The sequence below is a fragment of the Tsukamurella pseudospumae genome (genome assembly GCF_001575205.1).
GTDB lineage: Bacteria > Actinomycetota > Actinomycetes > Mycobacteriales > Mycobacteriaceae > Tsukamurella > Tsukamurella pseudospumae.
Genome location: NZ_LSRE01000050.1, coordinates 202,789 through 221,760 on the forward strand (window position 1 = coordinate 202,789; position 18,972 = coordinate 221,760).

The window sequence follows — 18,972 nt, forward strand, 5'->3', positions numbered from 1 at the left end:
GTTCGCGACCTGATTCACCAGCCGCGCCGCACGTCCACGACGGCGCGGCCCGTGTACTCGCCCGCGCGGAGGGCGTCGACGACGGCGCCGACACCGTCGATCCCGATCTCGTTGGCGACCCGCTCGAGGTGCCGCGGGCGCAGGTCCGACTCGATGCGGGACCACAGGGCCCGGCGCGGCGCGATCGGCATGAGCACCGAGTCGATGCCGGCGAGGGTGACGCCGCGCAGGATGAACGGCAGGACCGTCGTCTTCAGCCCGGCCCCGCCGGTCAGGCCGCTCGCGGCGACGACGCCGCCGTAGTTCAGGGTGCTGATGACGTCGGCGAGCGCGGCACCGCCCACGCAGTCGACGGCTGCGGCCCAACGGCTCCTGCCCAAGGGGCGAGGCTTGGCGTCGGGGTCGAGCGGGAGCCGCCCGATGACCTCGGCCGCGCCGAGCTCGCGCAGGTGGTCGGCGGCGGCGGGCTTGCCCGACGAGGCGACGACCTCGTAACCGAGACCCGCGAGCAGGTCGATGCTCGTGGACCCGACTCCGCCGGTCGCGCCGGTGACGACGACGGGGCCGTCGCCGGGGGCGATCCCGGCGTCGACGATCGCGGCGACGCTCATGGCAGCGGTGAATCCGGCGGTGCCGATGGCGGCGGCCTCGCGGGTGGTGAGCGCGTTCAGGCGGACCGCCCACTCGGCGGGCACGACGGCCTGTTCGGCGTACCCGCCGTCGCGGGCGGTGCCGATCTCGTAGCCGTGCGCGATGATCCGGTCCTCCACGGCGAAGTCGTCGGACGAGGTCTCGACGACGGTGCCGGCGATGTCGATGCCGGGGACGATCGGGTATTGACGCACCACGCCGCCGCCGGGCGTGAACGCCAACGCGTCCTTGAAGTTCACGCCGGAGTACTCGACGGCGATGCGCAGCTGCCCGGGCTCCAGCGCCGCGGGGTCGCGGGTCTCCGCGCGGGAGGTCACCGCATCGTCGGCGGTCTCGGCGATCAGCGCCCGGTACTGGGTCATCGTGCGTCTCCTAGGATCTCGGCGGTCTCTCGCGATCCTAGAGGGAGGCGATCACCGCGGCGATGCGGCGCTCGCGGGTGTCAGCGCGCTTGGCGTCCGCGACACCGCGCGCGGCCTCCTTGCGGTGCGTGTAGCTGAGCGCGTCGAAGGCGGCCCGCAGGCCGTGCTCTGCTAGCGCCGCGGCCAGATCGTCGGGCAGGTCGACGGTGCGCTCGGCACCGTCGAGCTCGATGAGGGCGTCGACGACGTCCCCGATCTCGACCCCCAACTCCGCGCGCGCGGCCTTCGACAAGCCGATGAGGTTGCGGCCGCCCATGCCCGCGAGCCGCAACCGCGCGGATCGTTCGCCGATGGTGACCCGCACCGCGGCGCGCTTCCCTCCGCCGAGTTCCTCGACCTGCGCGTCGGTCAGTTCGATCGCGGTGGCGGGACCGGTCGGCTCGAGGGTGCTGCGAACACGGAGGGACATGGCTCCATCGTCCCCGATCCGCGGCGCGCGTGGAAGACTGCGGGAATGACCGAACGCAGCGGATCGACGGTGTCCACCGGCGACGTGCTCGCGTTCGAAGCGGCGACGCGGGACCTCGTGGGGCTCGCACTGCGCAGTGTGGAGCGGATCGACGTCTCCCTGCCGCAGTTCCGGCTCCTCCAGGTCCTCGACGAGCTCGGGCCGTCGAGCCCCTCCCGCTGCGCGGGAATGCTCGGGGTCGTGGCGTCGACGGTGACCCGCCTCGCCGATCGGCTGCACCGCTCGGGACACCTGATCAGGCGCGACGATCCGACCAACCGGAGCATGGTGGAGCTCGAGCTCACCGACGCCGGTCGCGAGGTGGTCCGGCGGGTGACCGAGCACCGTCGTCGGGAGCTCCGGGAGGCCCTGGGCCACCTGGACCCGGCCCTGCGCATGGCGGCGACGGAGGCATTGGAGGCTCTTCACCGGACTCTCGGCTCCGCCGCGTCCGCGGACGCGCGACGCCACCTGCCGATGTAGCCGGCAGTGTTGTTTGGAACCGTTCCACTCGAATCCACACGTATCGGACTTGCTTTATGCAAGACTTGCGTGAAGCAACACCGTGGAATGGAGACGTCATGAGCACACCGGTCGAGACCCCCGCCATCAGCGAGATTCGTGGCCCGCGCAAACTGGGCCCGCTCACGCCGCTCGTGGGTGATTGGGAGGGCGATGTCGGGATCGACCTCTCGTACCACAACACCGACGACATCACCGGCCACACCTCGTACTTCGAGAAGGCCACCTTCACGCCGATCCCGATCCAGGAGAACGGGCAGCAGACGCTGTGGGGCCTGAACTACTCCATGACCGCGTGGCGGCACGGCGAGGAGGCGATGGACCCGTTCCACGACGAGATCGGATTCCTGCTGTGGGACAAGGCGAACGGGCAGATCATCCGCAACGTGGTCTTCGGCCGCGGCATCGCCATCCTGGCCGGCAGCAGCGCCGGCGAGAACGACACCGAGCTGCACTTCGACGCGAAGCCGGGCGACCCGTCGTACGGCATCCTGCAGAACAAGTACCTCATGCAGCGCGCCGAGATCCGCGACTTCACCAGCACGTTCACGGTCATCGACGACGAGACGATCAGCTACACCTCGGATCTGCTCCTCCGCCTGGCCGCCACCGGTGCCGAGATGCACCACACGGATCAGAACACGCTGCGCCGCGTGAAGCGGTTCCATCCCGGCACGGGCGCGTAGCGACCACCGCGACGGCGGCTCACGCGGGCGCGCCGCCGATCCCGACCTCGTTCCCGTCGGGATCGAGGAAGATCACCTTGCGGACGCCGTTCTCGTAGACCTCCTGCGAATCCGGCCGCAGGCCACGGTCCGCCGCGGCGGCGAGGAAGCCCTCGAGGTCGTCGAGGAACAGGGTGACCGCGCAATGCCCCGCGTGCTGTGGGAGCAGCTCGGCGTAGAGGTGGACGTGCTCCCCCAACGTCCACACGTGCTCAGTGTCGTTGGGCGCGAACGACTCCACTGCCCCGAAGAGCTTCTCGCCCCAGGCGATGGCCCGCGGTAGATCGGTCACGGCGAGGCGCGCGAACAAATCCATCGTCGCGCCGCCGGTCAGTGGTGCGCCGGGCCGGACGAGGGCGCACCGTCGGCCTTCGAGGGCAGGAGCAGGGATGCGGCGACGACCACGACTCCCATGAGCGCGGCGGCGGCGAACGCCCACTGCAGCCCGCCGACGAAGGACTGCGGCTGCGATGCACCGGCCTCGGCGAGGTGCGCCGAGCGGTTCGACATGACGACGATGAGCGCCGCGGTTCCGATCGCGCCGGCGACCTGCTGCAACGTGCCGAGCAGCGACGAGCCGTGCGAGTAGAGGTGCTCGGGCAGATCGCCGAGACCGACGGTGAAGATCGGCGTGAAGACGGCGGCGAGGCACACCATGAGCGCGACATGGATCGCGACGATGAGCGGGTACGGGGTGCTCGCACCGATTCGACTCAGCGCCGCGAGGGCGATGACGATGCCGATCGAGCCCGGAACGACCAGCGGCCGCGCGCCCACGCGGTCGTAGAGCCTGCCGACCTGCGGACCGAGCAGGCCCATCGCCAGACCGCCGGGCATCACGAGCAGGCCGGTCTGCAGCTCGGACAGGCCGCGGAGATCCTGCAGGTACAGCGGGAGCAGGATCATCGAGCCGAGGAAGGCCATGAACGCGGCGGTCATGAGGAGCAGTGACACGGCGAACGTGCGATGGCGGAGGGTGCGCAGGTCCAGCAGCGGCATCTCGCGTTGCTGGAGGCGTACCTGGTAGGCGGCGAACGCGGCGATGAGCAGAACGCCCGCGATCACGGTGAGGACGGGGCCGGTCCAGTCGCCGGTGCCGATCTCACTGAGCCCGTAGACCAGGCTGCCGAAACCGCCGGCTGCGAGCAGCACGCTGAGCCAGCTGACCGGCGTGCTCTCGGTCTCGCCGACGTTCTCGAGCTGCCGCATCCCCGCCACGCCCACGAGTACCGCGATCGGGAGGACGAAGACGAAGATCAGGCGCCACGAGCCGAGGTGCAGGATCACACCGGACACCGCCGGGCCGAGCGCGGGGGCGCACGACATGGCGAGGGTGACCTGCCCCATCACGCGACCGCGGTCGCTCTCCGGCACGACGGTCATGAGGGTGGTCATGAGCAGCGGCATCATCACCGCTGTGCCGCCCGCCTGGACGACCCGACCGGCCAGCAGGATCTCGAACGACGGTGCCGCTGCCGCGATCGCGGTGCCGACGCTGAAGGTGATCATGGCGACGGCGTACGCCGTGCGGGTGCTCACGCGCTGCAGGAACCAACCGGTCACCGGGATCACCGCGGCCATGGTGAGCATGAAGACCGTGGACAGCCATTGCGCGGCGCGGGCGTCGACGTGGAAGTCGGTCATGAGGCGCGGGATGGCGTTGATCATGATCGTCTCGTTGAGGATCACGACGAAGGTCGCCGCGACCAGCAGTTTGATCACCAGCGGCGTGCGGCCGGCCTTCTCCGTCCGCTCGTTCGCGGGCGTCGTCAGGTCGGTCGGTGGGTGGTCCATCTGTTCAGTGTGCGTGGCCATAGTGGCTTCCTCATAGTCGTTTTCCGACGACAGCCGTTCGTCGCCGTCATCTATACGACGAACCGCTGACAGGTTTTTCGACGCCGTCGGGCGGGTTCGTTCGTGAATCCGGCGTTCCGCGGGCGCAGGAAGCCGGATATGGCCTCGTGTGCCCGGATTCCGCTGATTTCACGACCGCCGGGGCGCTGGCCGCGGTGAGCGGGCGGGTCTACCGTCGAGATATGAGCCGCCAAGCGGGAACCGCCAGCACCATGCCACTGCAAGGCGTCATGAACGCGGTGATGCGCACGCTGCTGCGCGCTCCCGGAGTGTCGAAGTTCCTCGGCGAGCGACTGCTCACGCTGTACGTCGTAGGTCGCACATCGGGAAAGGTCTTCGAGGTGCCCGTCGCCTACACGAAACACGACGGGGACCTGCTGGTCGGCTCACCGTTCGCGTGGGGCAAGAACCTGCGCACCGGCGAGCCGATCGATGTCCAACTCGCTGGGCGTCGTCGGACCGCGGACGTCCGGGTGGTGTCCGACGAGGCCGGGGTCATCACGCTCTACGGCGTGATCGCGGCGGACAACAAGAACTTCGCCTCGTTCAACCACATCGGCTTCACCGCCGACGGCTCCCCCGCTCCCGACGACCTCCAGCGGGCCTTCGACGGGGGCGCACGCGTGTTCGTCCTCACCCCGCGCTGAGGAGCCACGCAGGTCGCCGCGCACGATCAGCGTTGACCGACGTGTTTACAGACCTGTAAGTTAACATCATGACCTACTCCGCCGGCGGCGAACGCATCCTCGACGCCGCGGCGGCCCTCTTCTACGCGGAGGGCGTCGGTGCCATCGGTGTCGACCGCGTCGTCGACGAGTCGGGCGTCTCCAAACCGACGCTGTACGCGCAGTTCGGGTCCAAGGCCGGCCTGGTCGCGGCTGTCCTGGAACGACGCCGCGAGGGACGGGTCCGGGCGACGACGGAGTACGTCGACGCGCTGCCCGCGACCACCGGGAGTCGCGTGCTCGCCCTGTTCGACCACCTCGCGATCGGCCACGCGAAACCAGGCTTCCGCGGGTGCCCGTTCACGAACGCCGCCGCGGAGCTCCCCGACCCCGCGCACCCCGCCCGCGCGGTGATCGCGGCGTACAAGACCTGGATGCGCGGGATGCTCGCCGACCTCGCCGCGTCCGACGGCCTCCCCGACCCGCAGTGGTGGGGCTCGGCGCTGATGCTTCTCATCGACGGCGCGAACGCCCGCATCATCACCACCGGAGACACCACGGCCATCACCGACGCTCGACGCACCGCCGCGGCGATGATCGCGGCTCTGACTACCAACAGCTGCACGACACAGGAGGATTCATGAAGGACACGCTGATCCCCGGCATCACGCACACGATGCACTACGCCGTGCCCGAGAACCGGACGGTGCCGAACCTGCTGCCCGAATCCCCCGACTTCGCCTCCATGCCGGAGGTTCTCGCGACGGGCTACCTGGTCGGCATCATCGAGTGGGCGTGCATCGAGACCCTGCACGGACACCTCGACGACGGCGAGCTCACCCTCGGCACGCACGTGGACGTCTCACACGACTCCCCCACCGTTCCGGGTTCGACGGTGGCCGTCGCCGCAACGGTGGTCTCCGTCGAGGGACGATCGGTCACCTTCGAGATCGAGGCGCGCGACGAGCACGCCGTGATAAGCACGGGCCGGCACCGTCGGGGCGTGATCGTGCGGGACCGCTTCGAGGCGCGACTGGCACAGCGGGACGGGGCCGCGCGATGACCCGGCGGATCTTCGACGCGCACCTGCACATCATCGATCCCGCGCATCCGCTGGTGGAGAACAACGGATACCTCCCCGAAGCGTTCACCGCCGCCGACTACCGGAGCCGCATCGAGGGCCTCGGAATCGCCGGTGGCGCAGTGGTGTCCGGATCTTTCCAGGCCTTCGACCAGGGGTATCTGATCGATGCACTCCGTGCCCTCGGGCCCACCTATGCGGGCGTCACGCAGATTCCCGTCGACACGCCGGACACCCGGATCCGCGAGCTGCACGACGCCGGTGTGCGAGCGGTGCGGTTCAACGTCGCGCGCGGCGGTTCCGCCGATCTCGACGACCTGGACCGCCTCGCGCGACGGGTACACGACGTCGCCGGATGGCACAGCGAGCTGTACATCGACGCCCGCACGATCGACGGTGCGCTGTCCGCGCGGCTCGCGGCACTGCCCGCCGTGAGCATCGACCACCTCGGCATGCACTCCGACGGCCTGCCGAATCTCCTGCGGCTCGTGGAGCGCGGAGTCAAGGTGAAGGCCACGGGATTCGGGCGAGTGGAGCTGGATCCGTCGGCGGTGATCCGCGCGATCGTGGATGTCGATCCGACCGCACTCATGGTGGGCACCGACCTCCCATCTACCCGCGCCCGCCGGCCGTTCCACGACGACGACCTGCGGCTCATCGAGGACGCCCTCGACCCGGCCGAGGTCGACGCCGTGCTCTGGAACAACGCGGCGGCGTTCTACGCGTAGGCCGCGCGCTCACGACGTGCGCGAAGCTTCCTGTGCCCGGTGTCCAGACCTCCCACGCGCCGTCCGGAAATCCACGGAGGTATCCGATCTCGACGTGCACCTCCTCGATCTTCGGATCGATCACGAACGCACCCGTATCCAGCTCGACGCGGATCCCGACGCCGGCGCGCTCGACGATCGACCGGACGATGCCGGGCGTCAGTCGGCGCAGGGCATCCGCGTACCCGAGGTCGGGCTCGCGCCAGACCCGCCCGCCGTACTCGATGGACGGCCAGACCTCCACGTTGAACAGCACGGGCGACCCAGTGGGTTCCCCGTCGAACTGCAGCTGGATGTAGTCGTTGACGAAGGTCACCGCGTACATCCGGACGCCGACGAGGCGGCTCAGCAGCGTCTCGGAATCGGGGATCGCCATGACGGAACCTTATGCTGCCGGCGGGCGCAACCCGCGCTCAGTCGAGCACCGAGCGGACGATCTGCGCGATGCGCTGCTCCGTGTCCGCGTCCACGGTCTCGAAGAACCAGGCTGCGGGCATCAGCGCACCGTCGATGCCGCCGGCCGGCCGGAAGCCTGCCTTCTCCGTGATGGCGAGGTTCATCCGGTCGTCGTTGCGCAGCGTGACGAGCGCGGGCGTGCTCGCCGATGCCGCGTAGGCGGGCATGCCGTACCAGATCCGCGGCTTCAATTCGGGGGCCGCAGCCACGATGATCTCGTGGACGCGCTGCATGATCGAGCGCCGCGGCTCGTCCATCTTCGCGATCTTCTCGACGACCTGCGCGAGGTTCTTCTCGTCCTTCGATGCCATGTCATGTCCTCTCGTCGGCCGATGCCGAGCATCGGCGCGGTGAAGTCGGCGCGCGTGGGCGCCGCACCCCATCTGGACATGTCCTGAGTGGATCAGGCCTCTCCGCGATGATTCACGTGACGATCACGTGGAAGCGCAGTCGGTGGCCGTGCCACCTGCCTCCACCATAGACGATTGCCGGCCCGGCCGGCTCCGTCGGTCGGGCGACGGGCTGAGGTCGGAATACGCGCCGGGCCTGCGCGGTTCTGCGTGGGGAAGGTGAGAATCGGAGGCGAATAGTGCGACGAGTTCCTGACTTCACCACACATTCCGACCACGCCGCCCAGGCGCATTCCCTGCTCGCCGAGATGATCGAATCGCGCGATCTCGCGAGTGCGGTTCGTGATGCCCGCGCTGCGTCGAAGTCCTCGGACGTGGTCGCCCCGATCGCCTTGCACGACAGGGTCACTACTGCACTCGAGACGTCGGGATCGGCGGTCCCGGAATGGTTCGCCGTGGTGCGCGGTGATCTGCTCATCGAGGCCGGACTGGCGACGCGCGTACACGTCGAGACGCCGTGCTTCTGGTCCGGCGAGACCAGCCTCGCGCAGTTCCCGGGTGTGATCACCACGAACGCCGGGTGGATCGACGGCGACGAGGTCGTCGAGGTCCACGTCGACCCCGCCAGCATCAGCCTCGATGAATTCGACCGCCTAGCCCGCGAGGAGATCTTCGCGCGCACCGACAAGGGACCCTTCCGGTTGGACAGACAGCCGCAGTTCTATCTCGAGAAGAGTCCGTGGCGGGCCGTCCCGATGACCGGGGCGCAACGTACCGCGGTCAACCTCGCCGTGGCCTACGGCCGAGACCCGGCGCCCTACCTGAGCCCCCGACAGCTCCGAACATCGGCGCTACCGACCGACGCCGAGGACCTCGAGTAGGGCGTCAGGATCGAGCTGGAATCCCGCATAGACGATCGCCCCCTCCGGGTCGATGATCGTGAACCACGGGGTGCCACCGGTTCGGTAGTCCTCCATGAAGGTGGGCAGGTCGCGCCCCTCCGGCGGCACATCCTGGCCGAACGGCACTGCCAGGCCGTACTTCTCCTGATCGATCCGCAGCTTGTCGGACGTGTTCTCCTCAGCGCCCTCGAAGACCGTCTGAATGACCGCGATGCCGATGTCCGAGTCCGCGAGTCGGTCGTACAGGTAGCGCAGCGTGGGGAAACCGTGTGCGTGGCACCCCGGGCACCAGTGCTGGAAGCAGAAGATGATCCTGAATCCGCTGCCGAGGTCGCCCAGCCGCACCGGCCGGTCGAGCGGCTGCCCGTCCGGCCCGATCCATTCGTCCACCCGGAGTTCAGGTGCCCGCCGACGCTCCTGATCGGTACCCATCGATGCCTCATTTCGTGTGGTTCGGTCCCCGTCCTGCCACCGACGAGCGACGCCTGGTCTCCACCCGATCAGATCGAGAGCACCGGATCAATCGTGTCGAGCCCCAAGTGCTCCGCTACCGACCTCATGTTCGCATCGTGGGTGGCGACCGTGACCGACTCCCCGATCAGCAGCGCGGTCGCGAGGTGCAGAGCATCGAGCGTCTTGACGTGACGCTCGATCGACTCGGCCACCGTGTGAACTTCACGGGAGATGTCGAACAAGCCGACTCGGCTGAGCAGCGGCTCCGCGTCCAACAGGGGTCGCTCGTCTCGGCGCAGCACGCGCACGACCTCGGTGCGCAGCAGCCGTCACGATACGAAATCGGTGCCAGGCGATTCCATCCACGCATGGAGCCTAAGCCGCTCGGGGACATCGAGAATCGTCCGCAACGCGACAGAGGAATCACGATAGACGATGCCCACGAGTCAGTGCTCGCCCTTCATCTCGTCGAGCAGCGCATCAAGATCCCCGGGCTCGTAGCGGGGACCGCCCACGACCTCGGGCCACGCAACGGGCTTCACAGCCGGAGCCGTGTAGCGCCCCTGCCTTTCGGCTCGGGCGAGGGCATCATCCTGGCCCCGATAGGAACTGATCCGCCATCGGGGCTTCCCCCGCTCCGTCACGATCACCTCGCCCGCCTCGGTGGCCTGTGCGAGCACCTCCGAGGTGCGCTGGCGGAGTTCTCGCTTCGTCACCGTCGACACGACCCCAAGGTATTACGCATGTCAGACAACACGGCTGGTCTGGCGACCATCGGTCAGGAATCGAGAAGTGCCGCCACCACCGGTGTGCGTAGGCTCGGATCAACGCAGATCGACAGGCAGAGGAGCGAGCCCGTGACCATCGTCAGCTACACCGAGATCGACCAGGCCGGACTGGAGTCCTCACCGGTGGCGCCGGCGTTGGCCGGGTTGCGTGCGCACGAGGCGCGCTACTTCGCCACCAAGTACAAGTCCGACTACAACACCGCCGCACCGTCGGATCGGGCCGACGTGGTGGCGTGGGTCGAGGAGATCCTGCGCACCGAACGCGACATCGAGTTCGCCTCCCCCATCCTCGAGGTCTTCGTCTACGAGGACGACGAGCTCTACTGGCCCACCCTGTACTTCCAGGACGGTGTCGCCGTCAACGTGCTGTGGACGAAGGCCGACGGCGGCAAGCGGGCCGTCGGCTTCAAGCTCAGCGTGGGGATGAACCCGCCGGAGGAGCTCGCCGCGTTCAAGTGGGTCCGTCAGCGCTCCAAGCTCGCCGGGGAGATCCGAGGCAGCTACTTCGTCATCAAGGGCGAGCATCCCCTGCCCTGATGGGAGTCAGGGAGCGACCTTCTTGACGACGCTCGACTTGAGCTGCATCCGGCCGAAACCCGGGACGTTCGCATCGATGTCGTGGTCACCGACACCGTCGGCGATGAGCCTGATGCCCCGTACCTTGGTCCCCACCTTGATGACGCCACCGCCGCCGCCCTTGACCTTCACGGTCTTGGTGACGGACACGGTGTCGCCGTCCGCGAGCAGGTTCCCGACTGAGTCCTTGATGCCGTCCGTCGCGCCCGGGGAGTCCGACGGTGCGCCGTCGGCCCCGGTCCACTCGTGGCCGCACATCGGACAGACCAGGAGAGCGCCCTGCTCGTACGTGTAGGCCTCACCGCACTCCGGGCACGCCGGCAGTGCGTCAGACATTGAAGCGGAACTCGACCACGTCACCGTCGTTCATGACGTAGTCCTTGCCCTCCATGCGGACCTTGCCCGCGGCCTTCGCCGCAGCCATCGTGCCGTTGGCGTCGAGGTCGGCGAAGGAGACGATCTCGGCCTTGATGAAGCCCTTCTCGAAATCGGTGTGGATCACGCCGGCGGCCTTGGGCGCGGTGTCGCCCTTGCGGATCGTCCAGGCGCGCGACTCCTTCGGGCCCGCGGTGAGGTAGGTCTGCAGGCCCAGGGTGTGGAAGCCGGCGCGGGCGAGCGAGTCGAGACCCGGCTCGTCCTGGCCGATGGACTCGAGCATCTCCGCCTGGTCCTCGGGGTCGAGCTCCAGCAGCTCGGACTCGATCTTCGCGTCCAGGAAGACGGAGTCCGCCGGGGCCACAGCGGCAGCGAGCTCGGCCCGCTTGTCCGCGTCGGTGAGCACGCCCTCGTCGGCGTTGAAGACGTAGAGGAAGGGCTTGGCGGTCATGAGGTGCAGCTCGCGGATCGGCGCGGTGTCGAAGCCGGCGGCGAACAGCGTCTTCCCGTCGGTGAGGACCGCCTCGGCGGCCTTGACCGATTCCACGGTCTCGGCGAGGTCCTTGTTCTTGCGCGCATCCTTCTCGAGGCGCGGCAGTGCCTTCTCGATGGTCTGCAGATCCGCGAGGATCAGCTCGGTGGCGACGGTGTCGATGTCGGCGAGCGGGTCGACCTTGCCGGCCACGTGCACGACGTCCTCGTCGGAGAAGACGCGCACCACCTGGCAGATCGCGTCGGCCTCGCGGATGTTGGAGAGGAACTGGTTGCCCATGCCCTCGCCCTCGGACGCGCCCTTGACGATGCCGGCGATGTCGACGAAGGACACCGTCGCGGGGAGGATCCGCTCGGACCCGAAGATCTCCGCGAGACGGTTCAACCGCGGGTCGGGCAGGTTGACCACGCCGACATTCGGCTCGATGGTGGCGAACGGGTAGTTCGCCGCCTCCACCTCACTGTTGGTGAGGGCGTTGAACAGGGTGGACTTGCCGACGTTGGGCAGTCCGACGATTCCGAGGGTAAGGCTCACGGGGCCTCATTCTACGTGCCCGGATCCGGCGCGAATCCCCCGCGCCCGAGCCCCGCGGGTGACACGATGACCCTTGCGAATCACCACCGTGATTCCCGACCTTCGAGGAGGCAGCGTGTCAGCTCCCACCGCACCGTCGAACACGGAGACGGACGGCGACATCACCTACGTCCGCACCGACCCGTCCCTGCCACCCGTGGCGATCATCGACCGTTCGCCGATCACGACGAAGCACAAGGTGATCTTCGGCGTCATCGCGATCATCGGCGCCGTGGCCTGGGCGATGATCGCCCTCGCCCGCGGCGAGACCGTCAACGCGGTGTGGTTCGTGCTGGCGGCCGTGTGCACCTACGTCGTGGGCTACCGCTTCTACGCACGGCTCATCGAGCTCAAGGTCGTGCGCCCGCGCGACGACCACGCCACTCCGGCGGAGATCCTCGACAACGGCACGGACTACATGCCGACGGACCGCAGGGTCCTGTTCGGCCACCACTTCGCGGCGATCGCCGGCGCCGGGCCGCTCGTCGGCCCCGTCCTCGCCGCGCAGATGGGTTACCTGCCCGGCACGATCTGGATCATCGTCGGCGCCCTGGTCGCGGGCTGCGTCCAGGATTACCTCGTGCTGTGGATCGCTACCCGGCGCCGCGGCCGCTCGCTGGGCCAGATGATCCGCGACGAGCTCGGCGCCGTCGGCGGCGCCGCGGCGATCATCGGCATCGCCGCGATCATGACGATCCTCATCGCGGTGCTCGCGCTGGTCGTCGTGCAGGCGCTGGGCCACAGCCCGTGGGGCGTGTTCTCCATCGCGGCGACCATTCCCATCGCCCTGTTCATGGGTGTGTACCTGCGCTACCTGCGACCGGGCCGGGTGTCCGAGGTCTCGCTGATCGGCTGCGTGCTGCTGCTGGCGGCGGTGATCGGCGGCCGCTACGTCGGCGAGAGCGGCTGGGGCAAGGAGCTGTTCACCCTGACACCGGTCCAGCTGAGCTGGGCGATCATCATCTACGGCTTCGCGGCGTCGGTGCTGCCGGTGTGGCTGCTGCTGGCGCCCCGCGACTACCTCTCGACCTTCATGAAAGTCGGCACCATCGTGCTGCTGGCCGTGGGCATCATCATCGCCCGCCCGCTCATGGAGGCCCCGGCGGTCTCCGACTTCGCCACCCGCGGCGACGGCCCCGTCTTCGCCGGCTCCCTGTTCCCCTTCCTCTTCATCACCATCGCCTGCGGCGCGCTCTCGGGCTTCCACGCCCTGGTGAGCTCCGGCACCACGCCGAAGCTGCTGGAGAAGGAGGGGCAGATGCGGCTGATCGGCTACGGCGGAATGCTCACCGAGTCGTTCGTGGCGATCATGGCGCTGATCACCGCGTCGATCATCAACCAGCACTTCTACTTCGCGATGAACGCACCGCTCGCGAAGACCGGCGGCACCGCCGAGACCGCGGCCACCTACGTCAATTCCCTGGGTCTGAGCGGTGATCCGATCACCGGGCAGGAGATCGCGCAGGCCGCCAAGGACGTCGGCGAGGAGAGCATCGTCTCCCGCACCGGTGGCGCCCCGACGCTGGCGCTCGGCATGTCGGAGGTGCTGCACCAGGTGTTCGGCGGATCGTCGATGAAGTCCTTCTGGTACCACTTCGCGATCATGTTCGAGGCGCTGTTCATCCTCACCACCGTCGACGCCGGCACGCGCGTCGCCCGCTTCCTCGTCTCCGACGCCCTGAGCAATCTGGGCGGCCCGTTCCAGCGGCTCAAGGACCCCAGCTGGCGCGTCGGCGCCTGGGGCGCTTCGCTGCTCGTCGTCGCGGCCTGGGGCAGCATCCTGCTGATGGGCGTCACCGATCCGCTCGGCGGCATCAACACGCTGTTCCCGCTCTTCGGCATCGCCAACCAGCTCCTCGCCGCGATGGCGCTGACCGTGGTGGTCGTGGTGGTGGTCAAGAAAGGCTACTACAAGTGGGTCTGGATACCGGCGATCCCGCTCGTCTGGGACCTGATCATCACCATGGTGGCGTCGTGGCAGAAGATCTTCAGCGCCGACCCCGCCGTGGGATACTGGAAGCAGCACAGCAACTTCAAGGCCGCAGCCGAGGCAGGCCTGCAGAAGTACGGATCCGCGAAGACGCCCGAGGCGATCGACGCGGTGGTGCGCAACACCTTCATCCAGGGCACGCTGTCGATCGTGTTCGCCGTCATGGTCCTGATCGTGGTGATCATGGGCGTCTGGACGATCTACCGCACCGTGTCCGGCAACGGCCGCCCGCTCACCGAGGAGGAGCCGGTGCCCAGCACGCTGTTCGCCCCGAAGGGACTCATCCCCACAGCGGCGGAGAGGAAGGTGCAGGAGCAATGGGACGCAACGGGAGTGACCCGATCATCCGGGCACTGAAGGCGGTCCGCTGGTACGTGGGATCGGTGATGGGCGACAACCACTACCAGCGGTACGTCGAGCACCGTCGGGCCACCCACCCGGACGAGCCGGTCATGACCGAGCGGGAGTACTGGAAGGCGCGCCACGACGGCGCGACCGTCCAGGTCCGCTGCTGCTGAACGGCGCACCGACGACGGTGTCCGAAACCCGCTAGCGCGATCGCTCCGGCGGTGCGAGAGTCGAGGACGTGACCAACGGATCAGCACTCCTCGACTTCGACCGGTGCTACCGGGCGATCGCCGGCCGGGACGCGCGGTTCGACGGGCAGTTCTACACGGCCGTCGCGACCACCGGCATCTACTGCCGGCCGTCATGCCCCGCCACGACCCCGAAGCCGCAGAACGTGAGCTTCCACATCACGGCCGCCGCCGCCCAGGCCGCCGGGTACCGGGCGTGCCGACGGTGCCTCCCCGACGCCGTGCCCGGCTCGCCCCGGTGGAACCTCGAATCCGACCTCGCGGCGCGGGCCATGCGCCTCATCGCCGACGGCGTCGTCGACCGCGACGGGGTGTCCGGCCTCGCCGAGCGACTCGGGTACAGCCCGCGGCAGCTCACCCGCGTCCTCACCGCGGAGCTCGGCGCCGGCCCGCTCGCCCTGGCCCGCGCCCACCGCGCCACCACGGCACGGATCCTCATCACGAGCACCCCGATGCCCTTCTCGGACATCGCCTACGCCGCGGGCTTCACCTCCATCCGGCAGTTCAACGACACCGTCCGCGAGGTCTTCGCCCGCACACCGTCGGAACTACGGGCACAGCGGAGCCCCGACCGCACCGGCGCCACCGGGGAGATCACCCTCCGCCTCGCGCTGCGCGGGCCCTACGCCACCGGGTGGGTGCGGTGGTTCCTCACCGCGCACGCCGTCCCGGGCCTCGAGCACGCCGACGGTGACCGCTACACGCGCGTCCTGAACCTGCCGGGCGGGAACGGGATCGTCACCGTCGACCTGAGTACCGCGACGGACAGGTACGTCCGTGCCACCCTGTCGCTGACCGCGATGAGCGACCTCGGCGCGGCGGTCGCCCGGCTGCGACACCTGCTCGACCTGGACGCGGATCCACTGGCCGTGGACGAGGCGCTGGCCGCCGATGCACGACTCGCGCCCCTCGTCGAGGCCACGCCGGGCATCCGCTTGTTCGGCTGCGTGGACCCGGCGGAGCTGCTGCTGCGCACCATGATCGGGCAGCAGATATCCATCGCGGCGGCGGCGACCCATCAGGCACGGCTCGTCGACGCGCTGGGCGCGGAGGTCGACGACCCCGGGGGGCGGGTCACGCGGGCCTTCCCCACCCCGGCCGCGGTGGCCGAACGCGGGGGCGACGTGCTCACCGGCCCGCGAGCGCGGATCGCCGCGATCCTCGGGGTGGCAGCGGAACTCGCCGACGGGCGGCTCGAGCTGCACTCCGGCATGACCCGCGCCGAGACCCGCGCGGAACTGCTCCGGCTCAAGGGAATCGGCCCGTGGACCGCCGACTACGTCGCGATGCGCCTGCTCGCCGACCCCGACACACTGCTCTCATCCGACCTCGTGGTCGCGAAGGGCGCGAAGCACCTCGACCTCGACATCACCACGAACCGCTGGAGCCCGTGGGGCAGCTACGTCTCGCTGCACCTGTGGAACCACGCCCTCACCACCGACCGGAGGATCACCCCGTGACCGCGTACAGCTCGACCACCGAGACCCCCATCGGCCCGTTCACCGCCGTCGTCGACACCGACGGTGCCGTCCTCGCCTCCGGCTGGACCGCCGACCTCTCCACCTTGCTCCCCGTGATCCACTCCGCGTTGCGGCCCACCGCCGTCGACGAACGCACCGACCTCGGTGCGGTGACCCGCGCCGTCGCGGCCTTCCACGCCGGCGAGGTGACCGCGATCGACGACATCGTCGTCCGCCAGCGTTCCGGCGCGTTCGTCGAGCACGCCTGGGACGTGCTGCGCACCGTCGAACCCGGAAGGCCCGTGACCTACACGGAGTACGCCGACCTGTCCGGGCGGCCCGCGGCCGTGCGGGCCGCGGCGATGGCCTGCGCCCGCAACGCCGCCGCGCTGTTCGTGCCCTGCCACCGGGTCCTGCGACTGGACGGCTCCCTCGGCGGATTCCGGTGGGGACTCGCCGTCAAGGAGTGGCTGTTGACGCACGAGGCACATACGATCGCGGCGTGAGCGATGAGATGACGAACCCGCCGGGCACGCGGACCCGCAGCGAGGTGTACGGCGCCGCGGGCACCTGGCTGGCGCTGTGGAGCCTCCGGATCATCGCCATCGCGGCGATGTTCTACGTGCTGACTTGGGTGATCGCCGAGTTCTGGTCGATCCTGCTGCCCGTCCTCCTGGCGATCCTGCTGTGCACCGTGCTGTGGCCACCCGTGCGCTGGCTCCGCGGCAAGGGGCTACCGCCGGCACTCGCCACGGCCGTGACGCTGCTGCTGTCGCTCGGCCTGCTGGGCGGCGTGATCGGGCTCATCGCCCCGTCGATCGGCGGGCAGTCCAAGCAGATCGCCGACAAGGCCGTCGAGGGCGTGGGCAAGGTCCAGAAGTGGGCTCAGGGCCCGCCCCTGAACCTGCAGGACGAGCAGATCAGCAAGTTCGTCACGTCGATCACCAAGAAGCTGCAGGAGAGCGCTGAGACCATCGCCTCGGGCGTGTTCACCGGCGTGAGCGCCGCGGGGTCGTTCGTCATCGCGCTCGTCATGGTGGCGATGCTCACCTTCTTCTTCCTCAAGGACGGCGACAAGTTCATGCCGTGGCTGCGGCGGCACTCGGGCACGCCCGTCGCCGAGCACTTCGCGGAGCTGCTCACCCGGGTCTGGGGCACACTGGGCGGGTTCATCCGCACGCAGGCTCTAGTCAGCCTGATCGACGCGCTGTTCATCGGCCTCGGCCTCGTGATCCTGCAAGTGCCGCTCGCCGGCGCGCTCGCGGTGATCACCTTCCTCGGTGGCTTCGTTCCGATCGTCGGTGCGTTCGTCGCGGGCGCGCTCGCCGTCATCGTCGCCCTGGTCACCAACGGCTTCGGCACCGCGCTGGCCGTGCTGGTCGTGGTCATCGCCGTACAGCAGCTCGAGGGCAACGTGCTCTCGCCGATCCTGCAGTCCCGCTCGATGCAGCTGCACCCCGCGATCGTGCTGCTCGCCATCGCGTTCGGCAGCACGCAGTTCGGCATCATCGGCGCGTTCCTGGCGGTCCCCGTCGCGGCCGCCATCGCAGTGCTGTTCCGCTATCTCGGCGAACTGGTCGACGAGAAGACGGGCGAGACGCCTCCCCCCGACGACGAGCCGTCCAAGCCGAGTCTCTGGGACCGGCTCCGTCGCAAGCCCGCACCCGAGCCCGCCGACGAGGCACCCGCCGACGCCGTCTGACGAAACTTGTCAGGGGGTTCGTCCATGCTGTCGGCATGGACCTCTCGCACCTGATCGTCGCGCTGCTCGCGCTGGTGGTCGGCGTCGCCGGCGGGGTGATCCTCGCCAGGGTCGTGCCCGCCCGGCCCGCGTCGCCCGACGGTGCCGCCCCGGGCCCGGACGCCGTCGCCGGTCCGGTCAACGCGCTGCTGGCGCCGCTGCGGCAGACCCTCGACGCGCTGGGACACGAATTCGCCGTCGCCGAGCGCAGCCGGGTGGCCGCGTTCGCCGGGCTGCGCGAGCAGATCGGCACCGTCGCCCGCACCAGCGAGGCGCTGCGCGCCGAGACCGCGACCCTGCGCTCGGCGATGAAGTCGTCCACCGTACGCGGCCGATGGGGTGAGCTCCAGCTCGAGCGGGTCGTCGAGCTGGCGGGGCTCAGTAGGCACTGCGACTTCTCCACGCAGTACGGGGCCGCCGTCGGCGAGGCTCGCGTCCGCCCGGATCTCGTCGTGCACCTGGCCGGCAGCCGGAATCTGGCGGTGGACGCGAAAGTGCCGCTCGACGCGTACCTCCAGCTGCTGGAGTCCCCGCCGTCGGAGCACGCGGCGCTCCTGTCCGACCACGCCCGACGGTTCCGCTCCCATGTCGTGCAGTTGGCGGGCAAGCGGTACTGGGAGGCGGTGGGCTCCCCGGAGCTCGTGGTGATGTTCGTGCCGGCGGAGGCCTTCCTCGACGCAGCGCTCCAGGCCGACCCCGATCTCCTGGAGTTCGCGCTCGATCGGAATGTGGTGCTCGCCACACCCACCACGCTCGTCGCGATGCTGCGGGCGGTCGCTCTCGCGTGGCGGCAGCACGCCCTCGGCGAGGACGCGGGCCGGATCCAGGCACTCGGCCGGGAACTGAACGAGCGGTTCGACGTCCTGAACAGTCACTTCGCCACACTCGGGTCCGCCCTGGGTAGAACGGTGGAGGCGTTCAACACCACGGTCGGCTCGTACAACGCGCGCGTCGGGGTCACGGCGCGGCGGCTGTCCGATCTGGCGTCCATGCCCGACGGTGCGCGCGAGGAGCCCCTGGAACTCACGCTCACGCCGCGAACAGTCCCCACCGGGTCGGATTCTCGGTTCTCACAGCCTTAACC

The 18,972-nt window shown here is 69.2% G+C and carries 25 protein-coding genes; 14 read left to right on the forward strand and 11 right to left on the reverse strand.

The annotated features are described in order from the left end of the window. Positions 1 to 14: 14 nt before the first annotated feature. Positions 15 to 1,013 carry an acrylyl-CoA reductase family protein gene (locus tag AXK61_RS21805; protein WP_068575019.1) on the reverse strand — a complete coding sequence of 333 codons (999 nt, stop codon included), beginning with the start codon at positions 1,011 to 1,013 and terminating at the stop codon, positions 15 to 17. Between the two features lie 37 nt (positions 1,014 to 1,050). Continuing rightward, positions 1,051 to 1,482 (reverse strand): YdeI/OmpD-associated family protein, encoded by a 432-nt coding sequence (locus AXK61_RS21810; protein ID WP_068575018.1) that lies wholly within the window; start codon positions 1,480 to 1,482, stop codon positions 1,051 to 1,053. Positions 1,483 to 1,527: 45 nt separating this feature from the next. Between AXK61_RS21810 and AXK61_RS21815 the strand changes: the two genes are divergently transcribed. Continuing rightward, complete coding sequence (locus AXK61_RS21815; RefSeq protein WP_082778224.1) at positions 1,528 to 2,004, forward strand: MarR family winged helix-turn-helix transcriptional regulator; 477 nt, start codon at positions 1,528 to 1,530, stop codon at positions 2,002 to 2,004. A gap of 98 nt (positions 2,005 to 2,102) precedes the next feature. Beyond that, positions 2,103 to 2,729, forward strand: coding sequence for a heme-binding beta-barrel domain-containing protein (locus AXK61_RS21820; protein ID WP_068575017.1), 627 nt, complete (start codon positions 2,103 to 2,105; stop codon positions 2,727 to 2,729). 19 nt (positions 2,730 to 2,748) lie between these two features. Here the strand turns inward: AXK61_RS21820 and AXK61_RS21825 are convergent, their stop codons facing one another. Together AXK61_RS21825 and AXK61_RS21830 are read right to left on the reverse strand one after the other, a co-directional pair. Continuing rightward, positions 2,749 to 3,084, reverse strand: coding sequence for a VOC family protein (locus tag AXK61_RS21825; RefSeq protein ID WP_068575016.1), 336 nt, complete (start codon positions 3,082 to 3,084; stop codon positions 2,749 to 2,751). 14 nt (positions 3,085 to 3,098) lie between these two features. Continuing rightward, a complete protein-coding gene (locus AXK61_RS21830; protein ID WP_068747186.1) occupies positions 3,099 to 4,562 on the reverse strand; it encodes an MDR family MFS transporter in 1,464 nt (487 codons plus the stop codon). Positions 4,563 to 4,804: 242 nt separating this feature from the next. On the opposite strand from AXK61_RS21830, the gene AXK61_RS21835 reads away from it, so the two are divergent. From AXK61_RS21835 to AXK61_RS21850, 4 genes are all read left to right on the forward strand, one after another. Then, positions 4,805 to 5,269 (forward strand): PNPOx family protein, encoded by a 465-nt coding sequence (locus AXK61_RS21835; RefSeq protein WP_231855637.1) that lies wholly within the window; start codon positions 4,805 to 4,807, stop codon positions 5,267 to 5,269. A gap of 68 nt (positions 5,270 to 5,337) precedes the next feature. Next, positions 5,338 to 5,931 carry a TetR/AcrR family transcriptional regulator gene (locus tag AXK61_RS21840; protein WP_068575013.1) on the forward strand — a complete coding sequence of 198 codons (594 nt, stop codon included), beginning with the start codon at positions 5,338 to 5,340 and terminating at the stop codon, positions 5,929 to 5,931. Next, positions 5,928 to 6,350 (forward strand): thioesterase family protein, encoded by a 423-nt coding sequence (locus tag AXK61_RS21845; protein ID WP_068575012.1) that lies wholly within the window; start codon positions 5,928 to 5,930, stop codon positions 6,348 to 6,350. The genes AXK61_RS21840 and AXK61_RS21845 overlap by 4 nt, the downstream gene beginning before the upstream one ends. Next, on the forward strand, positions 6,347 to 7,096 hold the full coding sequence (locus AXK61_RS21850; RefSeq protein ID WP_068575011.1) for an amidohydrolase family protein: 750 nt from the start codon (positions 6,347 to 6,349) through the stop codon (positions 7,094 to 7,096). The genes AXK61_RS21845 and AXK61_RS21850 overlap by 4 nt, the downstream gene beginning before the upstream one ends. On the opposite strand, the gene AXK61_RS24585 is transcribed toward AXK61_RS21850, so the two are convergent. Further along, the gene (locus AXK61_RS24585; protein WP_068982573.1) at positions 7,023 to 7,511 is read right to left on the reverse strand and encodes a hypothetical protein; all 489 of its coding nucleotides are present in this window, start codon (positions 7,509 to 7,511) and stop codon (positions 7,023 to 7,025) included. The genes AXK61_RS21850 and AXK61_RS24585 overlap by 74 nt on opposite strands. Before the next feature lie 37 nt (positions 7,512 to 7,548). Then, positions 7,549 to 7,902 carry a DUF1801 domain-containing protein gene (locus AXK61_RS21855; RefSeq protein ID WP_068575010.1) on the reverse strand — a complete coding sequence of 118 codons (354 nt, stop codon included), beginning with the start codon at positions 7,900 to 7,902 and terminating at the stop codon, positions 7,549 to 7,551. Between the two features lie 278 nt (positions 7,903 to 8,180). Between AXK61_RS21855 and AXK61_RS21860 the strand changes: the two genes are divergently transcribed. Beyond that, a complete protein-coding gene (locus AXK61_RS21860) occupies positions 8,181 to 8,822 on the forward strand; it encodes a peptide-methionine (S)-S-oxide reductase (RefSeq protein ID WP_139058116.1) in 642 nt (213 codons plus the stop codon). Here AXK61_RS21860 and AXK61_RS21865 read toward each other — a convergent pair. The 3 genes from AXK61_RS21865 to AXK61_RS21875 form a co-directional block, all read right to left on the reverse strand. Next, positions 8,793 to 9,275 (reverse strand): peroxiredoxin family protein, encoded by a 483-nt coding sequence (locus tag AXK61_RS21865; RefSeq protein ID WP_068747009.1) that lies wholly within the window; start codon positions 9,273 to 9,275, stop codon positions 8,793 to 8,795. The genes AXK61_RS21860 and AXK61_RS21865 overlap by 30 nt on opposite strands. Positions 9,276 to 9,343: 68 nt before the next feature. Next, on the reverse strand, positions 9,344 to 9,604 hold the full coding sequence (locus tag AXK61_RS21870) for a PIN domain-containing protein (protein ID WP_197466897.1): 261 nt from the start codon (positions 9,602 to 9,604) through the stop codon (positions 9,344 to 9,346). A gap of 138 nt (positions 9,605 to 9,742) precedes the next feature. Next, positions 9,743 to 10,021, reverse strand: a complete 279-nt coding sequence (locus AXK61_RS21875; protein ID WP_068747010.1) for a type II toxin-antitoxin system Phd/YefM family antitoxin — start codon at positions 10,019 to 10,021, stop codon at positions 9,743 to 9,745. Between the two features lie 132 nt (positions 10,022 to 10,153). On the opposite strand from AXK61_RS21875, the gene AXK61_RS21880 reads away from it, so the two are divergent. Beyond that, complete coding sequence (locus AXK61_RS21880; RefSeq protein ID WP_068747011.1) at positions 10,154 to 10,621, forward strand: phage tail protein; 468 nt, start codon at positions 10,154 to 10,156, stop codon at positions 10,619 to 10,621. Between the two features lie 6 nt (positions 10,622 to 10,627). On the opposite strand, the gene AXK61_RS21885 is transcribed toward AXK61_RS21880, so the two are convergent. Both AXK61_RS21885 and ychF read right to left on the reverse strand, forming a co-directional pair. Next, the gene (locus AXK61_RS21885; protein ID WP_068747012.1) at positions 10,628 to 10,996 is read right to left on the reverse strand and encodes a zinc ribbon domain-containing protein YjdM; all 369 of its coding nucleotides are present in this window, start codon (positions 10,994 to 10,996) and stop codon (positions 10,628 to 10,630) included. After that, positions 10,989 to 12,062 carry a redox-regulated ATPase YchF gene (gene ychF / locus AXK61_RS21890; protein WP_068747013.1) on the reverse strand — a complete coding sequence of 358 codons (1,074 nt, stop codon included), beginning with the start codon at positions 12,060 to 12,062 and terminating at the stop codon, positions 10,989 to 10,991. Before ychF ends, AXK61_RS21885 begins: the two co-directional genes overlap by 8 nt. A gap of 115 nt (positions 12,063 to 12,177) precedes the next feature. Between ychF and AXK61_RS21895 the strand changes: the two genes are divergently transcribed. The 6 genes from AXK61_RS21895 to AXK61_RS21920 all read left to right on the forward strand — a co-directional run bounded on the left by AXK61_RS21895 (position 12,178) and on the right by AXK61_RS21920 (position 18,970). Next, positions 12,178 to 14,448 carry a carbon starvation CstA family protein gene (locus AXK61_RS21895; RefSeq protein ID WP_068575003.1) on the forward strand — a complete coding sequence of 757 codons (2,271 nt, stop codon included), beginning with the start codon at positions 12,178 to 12,180 and terminating at the stop codon, positions 14,446 to 14,448. Then, the gene (locus AXK61_RS21900) at positions 14,409 to 14,609 is read left to right on the forward strand and encodes a YbdD/YjiX family protein (protein ID WP_068575002.1); all 201 of its coding nucleotides are present in this window, start codon (positions 14,409 to 14,411) and stop codon (positions 14,607 to 14,609) included. Before AXK61_RS21895 ends, AXK61_RS21900 begins: the two co-directional genes overlap by 40 nt. A gap of 68 nt (positions 14,610 to 14,677) precedes the next feature. After that, positions 14,678 to 16,147, forward strand: a complete 1,470-nt coding sequence (locus AXK61_RS21905; protein ID WP_068575001.1) for an AlkA N-terminal domain-containing protein — start codon at positions 14,678 to 14,680, stop codon at positions 16,145 to 16,147. Next, complete coding sequence (locus AXK61_RS21910; RefSeq protein ID WP_068575000.1) at positions 16,144 to 16,653, forward strand: methylated-DNA--[protein]-cysteine S-methyltransferase; 510 nt, start codon at positions 16,144 to 16,146, stop codon at positions 16,651 to 16,653. The genes AXK61_RS21905 and AXK61_RS21910 overlap by 4 nt, the downstream gene beginning before the upstream one ends. An 8-nt stretch (positions 16,654 to 16,661) precedes the next feature. Then, positions 16,662 to 17,849, forward strand: coding sequence for an AI-2E family transporter (locus tag AXK61_RS21915; RefSeq protein ID WP_068575331.1), 1,188 nt, complete (start codon positions 16,662 to 16,664; stop codon positions 17,847 to 17,849). A gap of 35 nt (positions 17,850 to 17,884) precedes the next feature. Then, a complete protein-coding gene (locus AXK61_RS21920) occupies positions 17,885 to 18,970 on the forward strand; it encodes a DNA recombination protein RmuC (RefSeq protein ID WP_068747014.1) in 1,086 nt (361 codons plus the stop codon). Positions 18,971 to 18,972 lie beyond the last annotated feature (2 nt).